At 74.8% G+C, this 18798-nt stretch carries 9 protein-coding genes; 6 read left to right on the top strand and 3 right to left on the bottom strand.

Features of this window, described 5'->3' with window-relative positions; genetic code table 11:
• Positions 1-253 precede the first annotated feature (253 nt).
• The 3 genes from ACZ7FF_RS06815 to ACZ7FF_RS06805 are packed head-to-tail and all read left to right on the top strand — an operon-like array spanning position 254 to position 3236.
• Positions 254-1141 carry a branched-chain amino acid ABC transporter permease gene (locus ACZ7FF_RS06815; RefSeq protein ID WP_470810090.1) on the top strand — a complete coding sequence of 296 codons (888 nt, stop codon included), beginning with the start codon at positions 254-256 and terminating at the stop codon, positions 1139-1141.
• Positions 1138-2271 (top strand): branched-chain amino acid ABC transporter permease, encoded by a 1134-nt coding sequence (locus ACZ7FF_RS06810; protein ID WP_470810089.1) that lies wholly within the window; start codon positions 1138-1140, stop codon positions 2269-2271. Before ACZ7FF_RS06815 ends, ACZ7FF_RS06810 begins: the two co-directional genes overlap by 4 nt.
• A complete protein-coding gene (locus ACZ7FF_RS06805; protein WP_470810087.1) occupies positions 2268-3236 on the top strand; it encodes an alpha/beta hydrolase in 969 nt (322 codons plus the stop codon). Before ACZ7FF_RS06810 ends, ACZ7FF_RS06805 begins: the two co-directional genes overlap by 4 nt.
• Before the next feature lie 42 nt (positions 3237-3278).
• On the opposite strand, the gene ACZ7FF_RS06800 is transcribed toward ACZ7FF_RS06805, so the two are convergent.
• Complete coding sequence (locus ACZ7FF_RS06800; protein ID WP_470810085.1) at positions 3279-5231, bottom strand: helix-turn-helix domain-containing protein; 1953 nt, start codon at positions 5229-5231, stop codon at positions 3279-3281.
• Positions 5232-5350: 119 nt separating this feature from the next.
• Positions 5351-6733, bottom strand: coding sequence for an MFS transporter (locus tag ACZ7FF_RS06795; RefSeq protein ID WP_470810084.1), 1383 nt, complete (start codon positions 6731-6733; stop codon positions 5351-5353).
• A gap of 203 nt (positions 6734-6936) precedes the next feature.
• On the opposite strand from ACZ7FF_RS06795, the gene ACZ7FF_RS06790 reads away from it, so the two are divergent.
• A complete protein-coding gene (locus ACZ7FF_RS06790; protein WP_470810083.1) occupies positions 6937-9765 on the top strand; it encodes a SpoIIE family protein phosphatase in 2829 nt (942 codons plus the stop codon).
• A 250-nt stretch (positions 9766-10015) separates the two neighbouring features.
• The gene (locus ACZ7FF_RS06785) at positions 10016-11152 is read left to right on the top strand and encodes an ABC transporter substrate-binding protein (protein WP_470810081.1); all 1137 of its coding nucleotides are present in this window, start codon (positions 10016-10018) and stop codon (positions 11150-11152) included.
• Positions 11153-11160: 8 nt separating this feature from the next.
• Here ACZ7FF_RS06785 and ACZ7FF_RS06780 read toward each other — a convergent pair whose 3' ends face one another.
• Positions 11161-12204, bottom strand: coding sequence for a histidinol-phosphate transaminase (locus ACZ7FF_RS06780; protein WP_470810080.1), 1044 nt, complete (start codon positions 12202-12204; stop codon positions 11161-11163).
• Between the two features lie 255 nt (positions 12205-12459).
• Here ACZ7FF_RS06780 and ACZ7FF_RS06775 point away from each other — a divergent pair, with 255 nt between their 5' ends.
• Positions 12460-18753 (top strand): amino acid adenylation domain-containing protein, encoded by a 6294-nt coding sequence (locus tag ACZ7FF_RS06775; protein ID WP_470810078.1) that lies wholly within the window; start codon positions 12460-12462, stop codon positions 18751-18753.
• Positions 18754-18798 lie beyond the last annotated feature (45 nt).

Below are 18798 nucleotides of genomic sequence, written 5' to 3'. Positions count from 1 at the left end.
GCGTGACCGGCCTCGGCGGAACCGGCCTCGGCGGAACCGGCCCCGGCCACGGCGGCCTTGGCCAGGGCGGCCCCGGCCACGACGGAACCGGCCCCGGCGTGACTGGCCTCAGCGGCACCGGCCTCGACGGCACCGGTCGAGGTGCCACCGGCCACCGTGTCCCCGGTTCCGGCGACGCCGCAAGTCCGTCCGCCGGTCCCCCCGTTCGCCCCGCGGCGCGTCCCGCCGCCCGGATCACGGAGGCAGACGCCTGATGTCCACCGTCGTGCTGCTCACCTTCACCGGACTCGGCCTGGGCGCGCTGTACTTCCTGATCGCCTCCGGCCTGTCCCTGATCTTCGGGCTGATGGACGTGCTCAACTTCGCCCACGGCGCCCTGCTGTCCGTCGGCGCCTACGGTGCCTGGTGGGCCGCCTCGGGCCATCTGCCCGGCGCCGGTCCCGGCGGCGCCGGGTTCGTCCTCGCCGTCGTCTTCGGCACCGCGGTGGGCACCGTCGCCGCCGTGCTGCTCGAACTCGCCGTGATCCGCCCGCTCTACACCCGCCCCCGCGAGCAGATCCTCGCGACGGTGGGCGTGGGCCTGGCCGTCCCGGCCCTGCTGTCCGCGATCTGGGGGTCCGACGCCCGGCCCTTCCCGGGGCCGAAGGCGCTGTCCGGCACCTTCGCCCTCCTGGGCGCCGAAGTACCGCTCAACCGCATGGTGCTGATCGCCGCCGCCCTGGTCGTACTGGCCGCGCTCAGGCTCCTCCTCGGCCGCACCCGGCACGGACTGGTGGTCCGCGCGGGCGTGGAGGACCGGGCGATGGTCACCGCGCTCGGCATCGACGTGCGCAGGGCCTTCACCCTGGTCTTCGCCATCGGCGGCGCGGCGGCGGCCCTCGGCGGCGCCCTCGGCGGCCTCTACTTCGGCTCCGTGGACCCCGGACAGGGCACCTCGCTGCTCATCTTCGCCTTCGTGGTCGTCGTGACGGGCGGCATGGGATCGCTCACCGGCGCCGCGCTGGCCTCGGTGGCCGTGGGCCTCGTCCAGCAGTTCGCCAACTACTACACCACCGCCGGGCTCGGCGACCTCGCCGTCGTCGTCCTGCTCGCCGCCCTGCTGCTCGTACGGCCGCGGGGGCTCACCGGGAGGCTCGCATGACCACCGCCACCCAGCCGCGCGGCCGGGCCCGCACGGCGGACCACCCCGGCGCCACCCGCTCCGCACGGCTGCGACGCGCCACGCGCTGGTGGCCCGCCGCGCTGCTGGTGGTGCTCTGCACCGTGCCGTTCAGCGCGCTGCCGCTGCCGGGCCTGCTCGACGGCCCGATCGGCGGTCCCGGCAATCTGCAACTGCTCGCCCTGTGCCTGCTGTTCGGCGGTCTGGCCACCGGCTACGACCTGCTGCTCGGCCGCACCGGACTGCTGTCCTTCGGGCACGCGCTCTACTTCGCCACGGGAACCTACGTCACCAACACCGTGATGCTGGAGGCCGGCCTGCCGCTCGCCGTCTCCGCGCTGCTCGGCCTGCTCGCGGGGGTGGCGCTGTCCGCCCTGCTGGGCGCGGTGAGCCTGCGGGTCGGCGGCATCGGGTTCTCCATGGTGACCCTGGCCTTCGCGCAGGCCGCGTCGATCCTCGTGGAGCGCGACCCCGGGGGCGTCACCGGCGGCGAGGAGGGCAGGGCCGCGCCCGCCGGCCGGCTGCCCGCTTCGCTGGTGGGCATCGAGCACACCGCCAACCTGTACTGGATCGCCCTCGCCTACCTCGTGGTGGTGCTGTTCGTCGTGCAGTGGGCGGTCCGCTCGCCCACCGGCCGGGTCTGGGAGGGCATCAGGGAGAACGAGCGCCGGGTGGAGGTGCTGGGGCTGCGCCCGTACGGCTTCAAGCTGGTCGCGTTCGTCCTGGCCGGCACCCTGGCCGCGCTCGGCGGCATCGTGTACCTGCTGCTGACCGGCGGCGCCACCCCGCAGACGACCACCTCCGACTTCACCCTGTCCCTGCTGGTGATGGTCGTGCTCGGCGGATCGGGCACCCGCTGGGGCCCGGCGGCCGGCGGCATCCTCTACACCTGGGCCGACCACCGGCTCGGCGACCTGGCCGGCTCGGGCGCGGTCGCCGGTCTGCCCGCCGTGGTCCGAGTGCCGCTCTCCCAGCCGTTGTTCCTGCTCGGTGCGCTGTTCGTCGCGGTGATATACCTGCTGCCCGGCGGGGTCGTACGGCTCCCGGCCCGGGTGCGCGCCGCCCGTACGTCCCGCGTCACCGCCCACCGCGAGGAGGTCCTCCCGTCATGAGCCACACCCCGCAGAACGGTACGACGGCCCGTCCCGACACGTCCGCGCCGGGGCGCGAGGAGTTCGGGGTGCCGGTGGCCGGCGGAGAGCTGGCCGTGTCGCGCTGGCCGGCCGACGACCCGGGCGCCCCGGTGGTGCTGGCGCTGCACGGCATCACCGCCAACGGACTGAGCTGGGCGCGCGTCGCCCACCACCTCGGGGGCCGGGCCACCCTGGTGGCGCCCGACCTGCGCGGCCGGGGCCGCAGCGGGCGGCTGCCCGGCCCGTACGGCATCGCGGCCCACGCCGACGACATGGCCGCCGTGGTGGACGCGCTGGGCGTGGAGCGGGTGGTGCTGACCGGCCACTCCATGGGGGCCTTCACCGCGGCCCTGACCGCGGTGCGCCACCCGCACCTGCACTCGGCCCTGTTGCTGGTGGACGGCGGCGTGGGCTTCCCCGTCCCGGCCGGCCTGGACCCCGACGAGCTGATCACCGCGGTGATCGGCCCCGCCATGCGGCGGCTGTCGATGACGTTTCCCGACCGTGCCGCCTACCGCGCGTTCTGGCAGGCGCATCCGGCCTTCGCCGGCGACTGGTCGCCGTGGGTGGACGCCTACATCCAGCGCGATCTCGTGGGGGAGGAGCCCGAACTGCGCTCCTCCTGCAGCCTGGAGGCGGTCCGCTTCGACGGCGTGGACCAGCTGGGGGACGAGGTGTCGGGTGCGGTGCACCGGCTGCCCCGCCCCGCCCTGATGCTGTGGGCGGAACGCGGCCTCATGGACGAGCCCCAGGGCCTGTACGACGAGCGGCGGCTCGCCGCCGCCGGGCTCGACCCGGAGCTGCTGCGCACCCGGCTCGTGCCCGGCGTCAACCACTACACGATCCTTGCCGGCGACGAGGGCGCCCGGATCGTGGCCCAGCACCTGCTGGCCGCGGCCGGCGTGACGGAGGGCGGGGACCGGGACGGCGTGGCGGCACGCTGACGGCGGGGTGAGGGCCCGGACGTGGCGCCGACCCGTTCCGCGTCAGCCGCCCGACAGCAGGTGCAGCCGCAGGGCGAGCTGGAGTTCCAGGGCCTGTTCGGGGCTGTCCCAGCCGGGGCCGAGCAGCGCCTGGATGCGGTCCAGGCGCTGTACGACGGTGTTCACGTGCACGTGCAGCTCCTCCTTGGCCCGGGTCAGGCTGCCGCCGCAGCCGAAGTACGCGTGCAGGGTGCGGACCAGATGGGTGCCGCGCTGGGCGTCGTAGTCCAGCAGCGGTCCCAGGGTGGCGGCGACGAAGCCGTCCACATCGTGGTCGTCGCCCAACAGCACGCCCAGGAAACCGAGTTCGGCGGCGCTCGCACCGTGCCCGTCCCGGCCGAGCATCCGCAGGGCCCGCAGGCAGCGGGAGCCCTCGGCGTGCGCGTCGGCGATGGCCCGGGGCCCGGCGGCCGGCCCGGCGCCGGCCACCGTGACCGGCGCGCCCACCAGTTGACCGAGCCGGCCGGCGGTGACGCGGGCCGCCTCGCCCGGGCCGGTGCCGTCGCAGGGCGTCAACAGCACCACGGCGCCGTCGTGTTCCGCGCTGACGCTGCCGGAGCCGAACAGGTGGCGCACGGCGGCGTCGGCCAGCCGCTCGCGGGCGGCGGCGTCGGTGCGGGCGACGAGCAGCAGGTGGGGCCGGTTGAGGTCGATGCCGAGGCGGCGGCCGCGGTCCACCAGGCCGGCCGGGTCGCGGTCGGGCGCGGTGAGCAGATCGGTGACGAGGTCACCGCGCACGCGGTTCTCGGTCTCCGCGACCGATCGCCTCAGCAGGAGCAGCAGGGAGGTGACGACGCTGCTCCGCTCGAACAGGCGCCGGTCGGGGCCCTCCAGGTCCGGCCGCCCGTACAGGACCAGGCAGCCCAGCAGCTCCTGCCCGGCCAGCACCGCGCAGACCCACCGGTCGTCGAGGAACACCGCGTGCGCGGCAGCGCGCGAGCGCTCCGCGGCCGCGACCAGCGCCGCCGCCTCCTCGCCGTCGCCGGGGCCGCCCGTGCCCCCGGTGAACGCGCCGCCGTCCCCGGCCACCGTGGTGAGCGGCCACCCGGAGCCGTCGTGCACGGCGACGTCACCCTTGAGCAGACCCGCCACGGCGGCGGCCACGTCCGAGACGTCGCCGCCGCGCAGCACCAGGTCGGTGAGCCGGTCGTGGGACTCCTCGGCACGCTGCATGGCGGCGGAGTGCTCCCGGATCACCGCGTTCGCCTCGGCCAGTTCGGCGAGCGCCACCCGGGCGTCGGCCATGGCCTTGGCGGTGTCGATGGCGATGGCGGCGTGGTCGGCCAGCGAGCACAGCAGGGCCACCTCGTCGGGCGAGAAGGTGCGCGGTGTGCGGTCCGCGGCGAACAGGGCGCCGATGACCTGGCCCCCGCTTCCCGACCCCAGCAGCAGCGGAACGCCGAGGATCGCGACCAGGCCCTCGTCGAGGACCCCGGCGTCGATGCTGCCGGTGTGCAGGAAGCGGCCGTCGGTGCGGTAGTCCGGGGAGGCGTAGGGGCGGGCGGTCTGCGCGACCAGGCCGCCGAGGCCCTCGCCGAGCTGCAGGCGCAGGTTCTGGAACAGCTCGGACACCGAGCCGTCGGTGACCCGCATGTAGGTGTCCCCGGCCTCCTCGTCGGGCAGCGTGAGGTAGGCCGTGTCGGTGCCGAGCAGCATCCTGGCCCGGCGCACGATGGAGCGCAGCACGGCGTCGAGGTCGCGCAGCGCGGCCAGGTCGCCGGCGGTGTCGAAGAGCGCGGTCAGTTCCGCCTCGCGGCGCCGGTGCTGCCGGAGCGCGGTCTGTACGCGCAGCGCCGCCTCGGCGGCCTGCTCGACCTCCGCGAGGTCCTGGGCCGTGGCACCGCTGCGCCGGGCCTCGACGGCGACGGCGCCGAGGTCCTCGGCCGGGGCGCCCGCGGCGAGGAGTTCGAGCAGGCGGCGCAGGTGAGGGGCGACGGACGGGGGCTTGTGCGGCATGGGCGGGCAACCGTTGCGAGTCGGTGGACGGTGGACGGGCGAACGGCCGGGGAGGGGGCGGGCCCTTCCCCGGACGGGGAGAGTCTGCCCCCTCCCCGGCCGGGGAGCGGTGCCGGGCGTCAGGCGGACGCCGCGGTCCGGCGGTCCGGGGCGCGGCCCGCCGCCGAGTCGTCCGGCTCGATCGCGGCCAGGTCCCTGCCGCGCGTCTCGCGGGAGGCGACCACGGCGATCACGGTGACCAGGGCGGCCAGGCCGACGTACACCGAGATCGGGGCGGAGTCGCCGTAGGAGCCGAGCAGCGCGGTGGCGATCAGCGGGGCGGGGGCGCCGGCCGCCACCGAGGAGAGCTGGGCCCCGATGGAGGCGCCGGTGTAGCGCATCCGGGTCGCGAACAGCTCCGAGAAGTAGGCCGCCTGGGGCGCGTACATGGCACTGTGGAAGATCAGGCCGACGGTGACGGCCAGGACGAGCGCGGGGAACGACCTGGTGTCGAGCAGGGCGAAGAAGGCCCACGACCAGGCGCCCACGCCGACCGCGCCCACCAGGTACACCGGCTTGCGCCCGACCCGGTCGGAGAGCGCGCCGAACAGCGGGATCAGGCAGAACTGCACCGCCGAGCCGATCAGCACCGCGTTCAGCGACGTCTGCTTGTCGATCTTGAGGTGGTCGACGCAGTAGGTGAGGACGAACGCGGTGATCACGTAGTACGAGATGTTCTCGGCCATCCGCGCGCCCATCGCGACCAGCACGTCCCGCCAGTGGTTGCGCATGACCGCGACGAACGGCGGCTGTTCGGCGCGCTGTTCCGCCTTGCGCCGTTCGGACCTGGCCAGCGCCTCCTTGAACAGCGGGGACTCGTCGACGGACAGCCGGATCCACAGACCGATCATGACCAGCACGGCGGAGAGCAGGAACGGCACCCGCCAGCCCCAGGAGTCGAAGGCGTCGTCGCTGAGCGTGGTGGTCATCAGGGACAGCACGCCGACGGCGACCAGGTTGCCGGCCGGTGCGCCGCCCTGCGGCCAGGACGCCCAGAAGCCACGCCGTTTCGCGTCACCGTGCTCCGACACCAGCAGCACCGCGCCGCCCCACTCGCCGCCGAGCGCGAAGCCCTGGATCAGGCGCAGTAGGGTCAGCAGCAGCGGGGCCGCGGCACCGATGGTGCGGTAGCCGGGGACGCAGCCGATCAGGGCGGTGGAACCGCCCATCATCAGCAGGCTGATCACCAGCAGCTTCTTGCGGCCGAGGCGGTCGCCGTAGTGGCCGAAGACGACGGCGCCGATCGGGCGGGCGGCGAAGCCGATGGCGTAGGTGAGGAAGGACAGCAGGGTGCCGGTCAGCGGGTCCGAATCGGGGAAGAACACGCGGCCGAAGACCAGGGCGGCGGCCGAACCGTAGAGGAAGTAGTCGTACCACTCGATGGTGGTCCCGATGAGGCTGGCCGCGACGATCCTGGTGAGGCCGGTGGGAGTCGGGGGAGCGGATGGAGCCGGGGATGCCATGTGCGCCACTTCCTCGTGTGCGGTGGGGACGGGTACGTGTCGGCACACGGTAGGAGGCCCCAGGTCAGGGGCACATGTGGCGGGGCGACATAGTTCGGCCCCCGGTTATGCGTGCGGTCACCATGCCGCTCGCCCGAGGGCGCCGCGACGACTCGGAGGCGGTCACGTGGTGGCCCCGCGCCCCGAAACGATACAAAGGGGATATGAGCGCAGTTTGGGGTCGACCTGGGCGCGATGTGTCGCGTGCGTCCAGGCGGACCGGTCCCCCCGATCGGCCCCGCCCGGGGGGACAGGAGCGGAGGGCCGGCTCACTGCTGAACGTGCACAGCCTCGCCGGACAGGTCTTCCTGCTGCAGCTGGCGGTCGTGCTGCTGCTCGTCGCGGCCACCCTGGTGGTGCTCGTGGTGCAGGCCCGGGGCGATGTCACCGCGGACGCCCGCCAGCGCACGCTCGCCACCGCGCAGACGTTCGCGAACGCCCCCGGCACCGTGGCGGCGCTGCACAGCGCGCATCCGACCGCGGTGTTGCAGCCGCACGCCGAAGCGGCGCGCAAGGCCGCGGGCGTCGACGCCGTCATCGTGTACGGGCTGGACGGCATCACCCTCACGCACAGCGACCCGCGTCAGATCGGGAAGCACGTCATCGGTCCGTACGCCGTGGCGGCGAGTGGCAAACCGTTCACGAGCACCTTCAAGGGGTCCCTGGGGCTCTCCGTGATCTCGGCGGTTCCCGTCAGGGATCCCGACGGCTCCGTCATCGCCATCGTCTCCGTGCCCGTGACGGTCGAGACCGTACAGCACAGGGTGGACCGCCAGCTGCCGGTCCTCGTCGGTGGCGCCGCCGCGGCCCTCGCCGTGGCGGCAGGCGGGTCGGGACTGGTCAGCCGGCGCTTGCGGCGCCAGACCCACGGCCTGGGGGCGGCCGAGATGGCCGGCATGTACGAGCACCACGACGCGGTGCTGCACTCGGTACGGGAAGGAGTGCTGATCGTCGGCGGTGCGGGCCGGCTGCTGCTGGCCAACGACGAGGCGCGGCGGCTGCTGGACCTGCCGGCGGACGCGGAGCGGCGGCACGTCACCGATCTGGGACTGGAGGAGGACCTCGCCGGGCTGCTGGCCTCCGAACGCCAGGCCACCGACGAGGTGTGCCTGGCGGCAGGCCGGCTGCTCGCCGTCAACAAGCGGCTCACCGCACCGCACGGACCCGTCGGAAGTGTGGCGACGCTCCGTGACACCACCGAGCTTCTGGCCCTGACCGGCCGGGCCGACGTGGCACACGAACGGCTGAGAATGCTCTACGACGCCGGACTGCAGATCGGCACCACGCTGGACGTGGGACGCACGGCCGGGGAGCTGGCCGAGGTGGCGGTGCCCCGGTTCGCCGACTTCGCCACCGTCGAACTGTTCGAGCCGGTCCTGCGCGGCGAGGAACCCCCCGGCGCCACCGCGGTCGCCACCGAGTTGCGGCGCGGCGCCGTCGCGGGACCGGGCGCGGACGATCTTCCGCGCCCCGTGGGCGAGCTGCTCCGGGCCGTCCCGGACCACCCCGTCTCCGTGCGGATGACCGGGGGCCGGCCGGTCCTGGCCGGAGGCCCGGACGCCTCCGACGGCCCGCGGGACCCGCAGCCCGAACAGGCCCGCCGGATCGCCGGGCACGGCATCCACTCCCTGCTCGTGGTCCCGTTGCGCGCCCGGGGCGTGGTGCTGGGGGTGGTGGGCTTCTGGCGCGCGGAGGACTCCGCGCCGTTCGAGGAGGAGGACAGGTCGTTCGCCGGCGAACTGGCCTCCCGGGCCGCGGTGTGCATCGACAACGCGCGCCGCTACACCCGCGAGCACGCCACGGCCGTCACCCTGCAGCACAGCCTGCTGCCACGCGAGCTGCCCGAGCAGTCCGCCCTCGACGTGGCCTACCGCTACCTGCCGGCCCAGGCCGGGGTGGGCGGGGACTGGTTCGACGTGATCCCGCTGTCCGGCACCCGCGTGGCGCTGGTCGTGGGCGACGTCGTCGGTCACGGTCTGCACGCCGCGGCGACCATGGGCCGGCTGCGCACCGCCGTACACAACTTCGCCGTCCTGGACATGCCCGTCGAGGAACTGCTCGGCCGGCTGGACGAACTGGTGGCCCAGATCGACGCCGAGGAGGCCGCCACCGAGGACGGGCAGGGGATGATCACCGGTGCGACCTGCCAGTACGCCGTCTACGACCCCGTCTCCGGGCAGCTGGTCCTCGCCACCGCCGGTCATCCGGGACCGGCGCTGGTACGGCCCGGGGGGACCGTCGACCTCCCGCGGCTGCCCGTCTCCCCGCCGCTGGGGCTCGGCGCCGGCCTCCCCGTCGAGACCGCCGAGCTCACCGTGCCCGAGGGTTCGCGGCTGGTGCTCTTCACCGACGGGCTGATCGAGGACCGCACCCGGGACCTCGACGTCGGTCTGGAGGCCCTGCGCGATGCGCTGACCGGACCCGAGCGGACACCGGAGGCCACCTGCGCGGCGGTGATGCAGGCGATGCTGCCCGACCGGCCCATGGACGACATCGCGCTCCTGGTGGCCCGCACACGCCGGCTCGGACCGGCGCAGACCGCCGAGTGGGACGTGCCCCGCGACCCGGCGGCGGTGGCCCCGGTCCGCGCCGCCTGCGCCCGCCGGCTCACGGAGTGGGGCCTGGAGCACGTGGCCTTCAGCGCCGAACTCGTCCTCAGCGAACTGATCACCAACGCCATCCGCTACGGCACCGAACCCATCGCCGTCCGGCTGCTCCGCACGGTGCCGGTCAGCGGCCCCGCCGGGGGCTCCCTGATCATCGAGGTCTCGGACGGCAGCAGCACATCGCCCCGCCCGCGCCGGGCGGAAGTCACCGACGAGGGCGGTCGCGGCCTCCTGCTGGTCGCCCGGTTCGCCGAACGCTGGGGCACCCGCTACACCCCCACCGGCAAGGTCATCTGGGCGGAACAGTCCCTCCGCCAAGGAGCCGCGCCGGAGCCGGAAGGACTCGATGAGACCGTGCTCGGGCTGTGGGACGACACGGAGCTGTGAAGGACGCGTGCCGCCCCCGGCCGGAGCGCAGGGGCGAGGGACCCGGGCCTTGGCGGAGGATTCCGGGGCCGGGGCGGCCGGGTACCCTGACCTCGACGGCCCCTTCGCCGGCGCGCGGACGCCGGCCTGCGAGAGCCGCCGGACGTCCAGGCCGGCCACGGCGGCACCGGACACCACCGCGGCGGCCCGAAGCGCCCCGTACCGAGCACACGTCCTCCGGTGACAACCACATCGCCCGCCTGGAGCAGCCGTGACCACATCCCGTGCCCGAGCAGCGGCCGTCCTCGGCTGCCTCGCTCTCGCGGCACTGGGCCTGAGCGCGTGCGAGAACCCGCCGACCGCCCGGCTCGCGCCGCCGTCGTCAGCCACCTCCGCCGCGAACGTGGGCGGCATGCGCGCGCTGGTCGCCGCGGCGAAACAGGAGGGCACGCTCCGGGCCATCGCCCTGCCGCGAGACTGGGCCGGCTACGGCGGCCTGATCGACGGCTTCCGGAAGAAGTACGGGATCAGGGTCACGGTCGAGAACCCGCTGGGCCACAGCGAGGACGAGGTCGACGCCCTCCGGAAACGGGGCCACGGGCCGACGGCCCCCGACGTGATCGACGTCGGCGACACGTTCGCACGCAACGCGGCGACGGCGAACCTGCTCGCGCCGTACAAGGTCGCCGCCTACGACTCGATCCCCGGCAACCAGAAGGACGCCGAGGCCCGCTGGACCAACAACTACGGGGGCTACATCTCCATCGGCTGCGACGCGCACCGGGTCGACCCCTGTCCGAAGACCTTCACCGACCTGCTGAAGCCCGCCTACAAGGGCAAGGTCGCGCTGGAAGGCGATCCCACCCGGTCCGCCACCGCCTTCGCCGGCGTGTACGCGGCCGCGCTCGCCAACGGCGGCTCGTTCGCGGACATCCGGCCCGGCCTCGACTTCTTCGCCGAGCTGGAGAAGAAGGGGAACCTCAGCCCGCTCAGGTCCGACCTGGCGACGGTCGAGGACGGCCGTACCCCCATCAGCATCAACTGGGACTACATCAACCTGCACTACGCCGACCAGCTCCGCGGCAAGGGCGTGAACTGGCAGGTCGCCATCCCCTTCGACGGCAGCTTCGCCCAGTACTTCGCGCTGGCGGTCAACAAGAACGCCCCCCACCCGGCGGCCGCCCGTCTGTGGCAGGAGTACCTCTTCAGCCCGGAGGGCCAGAACCTCCGGCTGCGCGCCTACGCCCGCCCGGTGCTCATGGACGTCATGAGACAGGACGGCACCCTCGACAGGGCCGCCGCCGCACGGCTGCCGACGGTCGAGGGAACGCCGCAGTTCCCGACGGAGGCCCAACTGGAGCAGGCGAGGGAGACGGTTGCCGAGGGCTGGCCGAAGATCGCCGGCTGACACTCCGGTCAGGAGGCGTGACGCGCCGCCGCACCGCGGCACTCACCGGGGATCCGGTGCGCCAGCGCGGTCAGCACGGTGTCGTTGGCGTTCCGGTCGCCGACGGTGAGCCGGATCCCCTCGCCCGGGTAGTGGCGCACCTGGACACCGGCGTCGGTGAGTGCCGCCGCGCCCTCGTCCACCGGATCGGGCGCGGCGAGCCAGAGGGAATTGGCGTGGCTGGGGCGTACGCGCCAGCCGAGGGACAGGAGTTCGTGCCGAAGCCGTTCACGTTCGGCGACGATGCCGTCCACCCGCAGCCGCAGCTCGGTCTCGGCCCGCAGCGACGCCTTCACCGCCGCTGCCGCCACCGCGTTGATCCCGAAGGGCAGCTGCTGCCGGCGGACCCGCTCCACCAGGCCGGGGGACCCGAGCCCGTAACCGACCCGCAGCGCGGCGAGGCCGTAGGCCTTGGAGAAGGTGCGCAGGACCAGCAGGTTGGGGTGCGCGTCCAGCAGCGCCGGCGCGTCCGGCAGACCGGGGCCGCGGGCGAACTCCACGTACGCCTCGTCGAGCAGCACCGTGACGTCCCGGGGCACCCGGCGCAGGAACGCCGACAGCGCGCCGGCGGTGACGAGCGTCCCGCTGGGGTTGTGCGGATTGCACAGCACCACCACGCGGGTGCGGTGGTCGAACGCCGCGAGCATGGCGTCCAGGTCCTGGTGTCCGTCAGGCGACAGGGGCACGGGCACGCCCCGAGCGCCGACCATGGCGGTCAGGAGGGGGTAGCCGTCGAAGGTGCGCCAGGCGTGGACGACGCCGTCGCCGGGCCGGACCACCGCCCGGAGCAGCTGCAGGGCCACGCCGACCGATCCACTGCCGACCGCGACGCGGTCCGGGGCCACCCGGCACCACGCGGCGATCCGGTCGACGAGGTCGTCGGGATGGAACCGCGGGTAGCGGTGGGCCTCCGCGACGGCCCGGTGCATCGCCTCGCGCACGGAGGCCAGCGGGGGGTACGGGCTCTCGTTCAGGGCGAGCCGGTGGGTCACGTGAACATGTTGCTCCGTCACGCTCGCAGTCTGTATCGGCGGCCGGACCGCCCGCAATGACAGGTCGTTGACTTATCCGGCCGCCGGGCGACGGCCCGCCGCGGGGAACCGGGCAGCCACGCCCCGCGGCCGTGCATGTCGTGTCGCCGAAGAGTGGCGAGTGATCAACGGGAGCCGGCGGCGATCACCGCTCTGCCGGTGGTGCTGCGTCTTCTTCCCTATGGCCCGTCACGAGCCGACGGCAGTCTGCTGCAAAACACGGCTGGGAGGCTCACAGTGACGACAGGCCCGGCCCCCGCGGGGGCACCGAACGACGTGGACACCCGCACGGCGTCCTTCGCCCAGCGCCGGCTGTGGTTCCTGGACCAACTGGCGGGCTCCTCCACCCAATCGATGCTTCCCCTGGCGCTGCGGCTGCGCGGCCCCCTCGACACGGAACGGCTGGCACGGTCGCTGTCCGGGATCGTGGCCCGGCACGAGGTGCTGCGCACCCGGTTCACCGCCGTAGACGGCGAGCCGGTGCCGGTGGTCGACCCGCCGGCGGGCCTGGACCTGGAACACATCGACGCGACGGGCCCGGTCGACCTGTTCGAGCACTGCCTGGGCCGCCCCGTGGACCTGTCCGCGCGGCACCCGGTCCGCGCCACGCTGGCCCGGGTGGGTCCGGAGGAGCACCTGCTGCTCGTCGAGGTGCATCACATCGCCGTGGACGGCTGGTCGTGGGGCGTCCTGCTGGACGAACTCGCCGCGGGCTACCGGGGCGAAGCCCTCGCCCCGCCCGCCGTGCGGTACGCCGACCTCGCCCGCGCGCAGACCGAACGCCTCTCCGGCGAGCGCCTGGAGCGCCTGCTCGCCCACTGGCGCGACCGGCTGGACGGGCTCGGCCCGCTCGACCTGCCCACCGACCGGCCGCGCCCCCGTGTCTGGGACGGCTCCGGTGACGTCGTCCGCTTCGACCTGCCCGCCGACCTGGTCGCCGCCGTCGACACGCTCGCCCGTTCCCGGCGCGCCACCCGGTACATGCTGCTGCTCACCGCCTACCAGGCGCTCCTCGGGCACTGGGCGGGCCGCACCGACGTCGCCGTGTGCAGCACGCTCGCCGACCGCGGGCGGCGCGGCGCCGACGCGCTGATCGGCCCCCTCGTCAACACCGTCGTGCTGCGCACGGACCTGTCCGGCGGACCCGGCTTCGCCACGCTGCTCGACCGGGTGAAGGGCCGGGTCCCGGCCGACCTCGCGCACGCCGAGGCCCCCTTCGACCTCGTCGTCGGTGCGCTCGGCGGCGCCCGCGACCTGTCCCGCCACCCGCTCGCCCAGGCGTCGTTCACCCTGCTCAACAGCCCGATCCGGCCGATACGGATGCCCGGCCTGGACGTCACCCTCGTCGAGCCGCCGCTCACCGAGACCCCGCTGGACGTCTTCCTGGACCTGACCCTGCGCGCGGACGGCGGCATCGCCGCCATCCTGCAGTACGCCACCGCCCTGTTCGACGCCGGCACGATGCGCGCGTTCGCCCGGGCCTACCCGGCACTGCTGCGTGCCGTCCTCGCCGACCCCGACACCCCCGTGCGGGACCTGGTCCGCGCGCTGCCCACCGGCCCCGGGGCGCCCGCCCGGCCCCGCCCCGAGTGGCACCGGGCGGCCGACCGGCCCTCCGGCCCCCTGCCGCCGGTCCGCTTCCACGGGCGGCCCGACGCGACCGCCCTGCGCTGCGGCGACCGCAGCGTCACCTACGCGGAACTCCAGGCCATGACCGGCGGACTCGCCGTCGCGCTGCGGGCGGCCGGGGTCACCGCGGGCAGCCCCGTGGGCGTGCTGCTGCGCCGCGGGCCGTGGTCCGTCGCCGCCATCGAGGGGATCTGGCGGGCGGGCGGGGCGTACGTCCCGCTCGATCCCGAACTCCCCGCCGAGCGGCTGCGGTTCATGGCGCAGGAGGCCCGGCTCGCCTGCGTGGTCACCGACCCGGCGACCGCGGGCACCGGGGACGGCCTCGCTCCCGCCACGGTCGACGTCACCGATGTCACCCCGGCCGCGGACGGCCCCCGCCACGAGCCCCACCCCCGCGAACTCGCCCATGTCATCTTCACGTCCGGGTCCACCGGCCGGCCCAAGGCGGTGGGCGTGGAGCACACGGCGCTCGCCTCCCACGTCGCCGCCGTCCGGCAGCGCCTCGGCATCACCGCCGCCGACCGGGTACTGGCCTTCTCCTCCTTCTCCTTCGACGCCTCGTTGGACCAGGTGCTGCCCGCCCTCGGCACCGGTGCCACTGTCGTCATGCGCCCCGACGAACCCTGGCTGCCCAGCCAGGTCCCCGAGATCGTCCGCCGGCACGAACTGACCGTGGTCAACGTGCCGCCGACCTACTGGTCGGAACTGACGCTCTCCCTCGACCGCCCGCAGGCCGCGGCCCTCGCCTCCCTGCGGCTGCTCGTCCTCGGCGGCGAAGCCGTCCCGGCCGACACCCTCGCCGCCTGGCGCGCCGCCGTCCCTTGGGTACGCGTGTGCAACGCCTACGGGCCGACCGAGACCACCGTCACCGCCACCACCTACGACGCCGACGAACCGCCCGCGGGCAGCGTGCCCATCGGCCGGCCCCTCGGCGACCGGCGGGTGTACGTGGTCGACGCGGACGGCGAACCGGTGCCCGTCGGAGTGTGCGGCGAACTCCTCGTCGGCGGCACCGAAGTGGCCCGCGGCTATCTGAACCGGCCCGCGCTCACCGCCGAACGCTTCGTGCCCGACCCCCACGGTCCGGCCGGCGCCCGGCTGTACCGGACCGGCGACCTCGTGCGCTGGCAGCCCGGCGGCGACCTGGAGTTCGTGGGCCGCCGCGACGACCAGGTGAAGATCCGCGGCTTCCGGATCGAGCTCGGCGAGATCGAGGCCGTGCTGCGCGCCTGCCCGCTCGTCGCCGCGGCGGCCGCCCGGCCAGACCGCGCCACCGGACGCGCCCTGGTCGGCTACGTCGTACCGGCCCCGGACGCGCCCCGTGCGCCGGAGCGGGCGGAACTGCGGGCCTGGTGCGCGCGGCACCTGCCGCACTACGCCATCCCCTCCGACTACGTCCTCCTGGACGCGCTGCCGGTCGGCGTCTCCGGGAAGCTCGACCGCTCCGCGCTGCCGGATCCGGCCCACACGCGCTCCGCCGCCGACCCAGGCTTCCGCGCGCCGCGCGACGAGACCGAGCGAGTGGTCGCCGAGGTCTGGGCCGACGTCCTCGGCCTGGACCGGATCGGCATCGACGACAGCTTCTTCGACCTCGGCGGGCACTCGCTCCTCGCCACCATGGCGGTCTCCAGGATCGCCCAGCGCCTCGGCCGCGACATCGAACTGCGCACGGTGTTCGAGAACCCCACCGTCCGCGGCTTCGCCCCCCGGGTGAGCGCCGCGCGCGCCTCGGGGGCCGCCGAGGTGGTGCCGGTCGACCGCGACCGGCCGCTGCCGCTCTCCTTCGCCCAGGAACGCCTGTGGTTCCTGGACCGCACCTCCGACCGCGGCGACTCCTACCTGCTCTGGTACTGCTGGCGGGTGCGCGGCGGCCTGGACCGCGCCGCCTGGCAGCAGGCCCTCGACGACCTGGTGGCACGGCACGAGGTGCTGCGCACCGCGCTGGTCGAGTCCGACGGCCGCCCCCTGCAGCAGGTGTGCGACCCGATGGGCGTCCCGCTCCACTGGGAGCCGGCCCCCGAGGCCCCGGACGAGGAGTCACGTCTGGCGGCGGTCCGCCGGGCCGCCGCGGCCCTCGCCACACGCCGCTTCGACCTCGCCCGGCCGCCCCTGATGCGGGCCGGCGTGTGGGAGCTGGCCGAGGACGACCACGTCGTCCTGCTCGCCCTGCACCACGCCGTCACCGACGGCTGGTCCAAGGGGGTCCTGCTCGACGAACTCGGCCTGCACTACGCGGCCCGCCGAACGGGCCGAAGTGCTCAGCTGCCGCCGCTGCCCGTGCAGTACGCCGACTTCGCCGTCTGGCAGCGCGACCGCGCCGACAGTGGCGCCCTGGAACCCCAACTGGCCTACTGGGAAGCCGCCCTGGACGGCGCACCCGTGCTGGAGCTGCCCACGGACCGGCCGCGCCCGGCCGCGTTCACCGGCCGGGGCGGCGCCGTCGAGGTCGAGCTGCCCGCCCACCTCGTGGAGCGCGTGGACTCCTGTGCCCGCGAACGCGGTGCCAGCCGCTTCATGGTGCTGCTGGCCGCCGCCCAGGCGGTGCTCGCCCGCTGGACGGGCCAGCAGGACGTGTCCGTGGGCACGCCCGTCGCCGGGCGTGTCCGGCTCGAACTGGAGCCGCTCGTCGGCTTCTTCGTCAACACCGTGGTGCTGCGCACGGACCTGTCCGGGCGACCGACGTTCGCCGGACTCGTGGACCGGGTGCGGGACGTCGTCCTGGGCGCCTTCGACCACCAGGAGGTGCCGTTCGAGCGGGTCGTGGAGCGGCTGCGACCCGAACGCGACCTGTCCCGCAACCCGTTGTTCCAGGTGATGGTGGACGTCCAGGACGACTCGACCGGCGGCCCGAACCCGCCGGGAGCGGACACGGCCGGCTTCGCCCTGCCCTGGGGCTCGGCCAAGTTCGACCTGACCGCGACCTTCGTGGTCCGCCCGGACCGGTTCGCCCTCAACGTCGAGTACGCCGCTGACCTGTTCGACCCGGCCACCGCCACCCGGTTCGCCCGGCACGTCGGAGGGCTGTTGGAGGCGTTCCTCGCCGACCCCGGTGTCCGCGTCGACGAGGCGCCCCTGCTCGCCGCCGACGAGCGCGAGCGGCTGCTGTCCGCGGCCGGCACGGACGCCGCGCCGGCGCCCGGGTTCCGGGTCGCGGGCCGGCCGGAGGCCACCGCCGTCGTCTGCGAGGACACCGCTCTCGACCACGCGGGCCTGGACGCCCTGACCGGCGGACTCGCCGCGGACCTGGCCGCCGCGGGCGTGACGGCGGGCGGCGCCGTGGGGGTGTGCGTGAGCCGGGGCGTGTGGTCGGTGGCCGCGATGCTCGCCGTGTGGCGGGCGGGCGGCGTGTACGTGCCGCTCGACCCCCGGCTTCCCGCCGAGCGGCTGCGGTACATGCTCCAGGAGGCCGGGGTACGGCACGTGGTGTGCGGCGCGGAGACCCTGGACACCGTGACGGCGCTCGGGGCGCGGGCCGTCGACGTCCGTGACGTCCGCCCGGACCCCGGCGGCCCCCGCCACACCCCCGACCCCGGCGACCTGGCCTACGTCATCTTCACCTCCGGCTCCACCGGCCTGCCCAAGGCCGTCGGCGTCGAGCACCACGCGCTGGACGCCCATGTGGCCGCCGCCCGCGAGAAGTTCGCGCTCACCGAGCGGGACCGGGTGCTCACCTTCGCCTCGACCTCGTTCGACGCCTCCCTGGAGCAGATCCTCCCGGCGCTGAGCACCGGGGCCACGGTGATCGTCCGGCCGGACGAGATCTGGACCCCGGGACAGCTCGCCGACCGCGTGGCCCGGGAGCGGGTGACCGTCATGGAACTCACCCCGTCCTACTGGGCGGAACTGGTCTCCCAGCTGGACGAGTTGGCGCCCCGCCTCGCCTCGCTGCGGCTGCTGGTCACCGGAGGCGAGGCCCTGCCCGCCGACCCCCTGGAGCGCTGGTTCACCCACCTGCCCGCCACCCCGGTGATCAACACCTACGGGCCCACCGAGGCGGTGATCTCCGCCACCGCGCACACCGTCGACACCCTGCCGCGCGGCCGGGTGCCCATCGGACGCGCCCTCGGCAGCCGCCGCACCTACGTGGTCGACGCCCAGGGAGAGCCGGTGCCCGACGGCCTCCCCGGCGAACTCCTGGTCGGCGGCGCCGAGTTGGCGCGGGGTTACCTGGGCAGGCCCGCGCTGACCGCCGAGCGGTTCCTGCCCGACGCCTTCGGCCGGCCCGGCGGACGCCTGTACCGCACCGGCGACCTCGTACGCCGACTGCCCTCGGGAGAACTGGAGTTCCTCGGGCGCAACGACGACCAGGTCAAGATCCGGGGCTTCCGCGTCGAACCGGCGGAGGCCGAGGCGGTGCTGCGCCGGCACCCCGGCGTCAGCGGCGCGGCCGTCGTCGTCCGCACCCCGCGCGGCGAGGCCGCCCTGGTGGGGTACGCCGCGGGCAGCGGGCTGTCGGAGGAGTCCCTGGCCACGCACTGCCGGGCTCACCTGCCGCACTACCTGGTCCCCTCCGCGTTCGTGCTGCTCGACACCCTGCCGCTGACCGTGCAGGGCAAGCTGGACACCGCGGCCCTGCCCGAGCCCGCCGCCCCCGCACCGCACGCCTTCGTGGCGGCGCGCACCCCCGCGGAGACGGTCGTCGCCCAGGTCTGGTGCGAGGTGCTCGACCTCCCCCGCGTCGGCGTCCACGACGACTTCTTCGCCCTGGGCGGTCACTCCCTGCGCGCGGTCGCCGTCGCCTCCCGGCTGCGCACGGCCTTCGACTGCCCGCTGGCGGTCCGCGACCTCTTCGAGCACCCCACGGTGGAGCGGCTGGCCGCCGAGGTGGAACGCAGGCTGCTGGAACTGATCTCGCAGATGAGCGACGACGAGATCGGCCTGTCGCTCACCGCCGACCTCTGAGGGCCACACCGCCCCGACCCTCAGCCCCCTCCCCGCAGTTCCCAG

The organism is Streptomyces sp. NPDC037126 (genome assembly GCF_055605965.1).
This window is presented reverse-complemented; position numbering and strand designations above follow the sequence as displayed.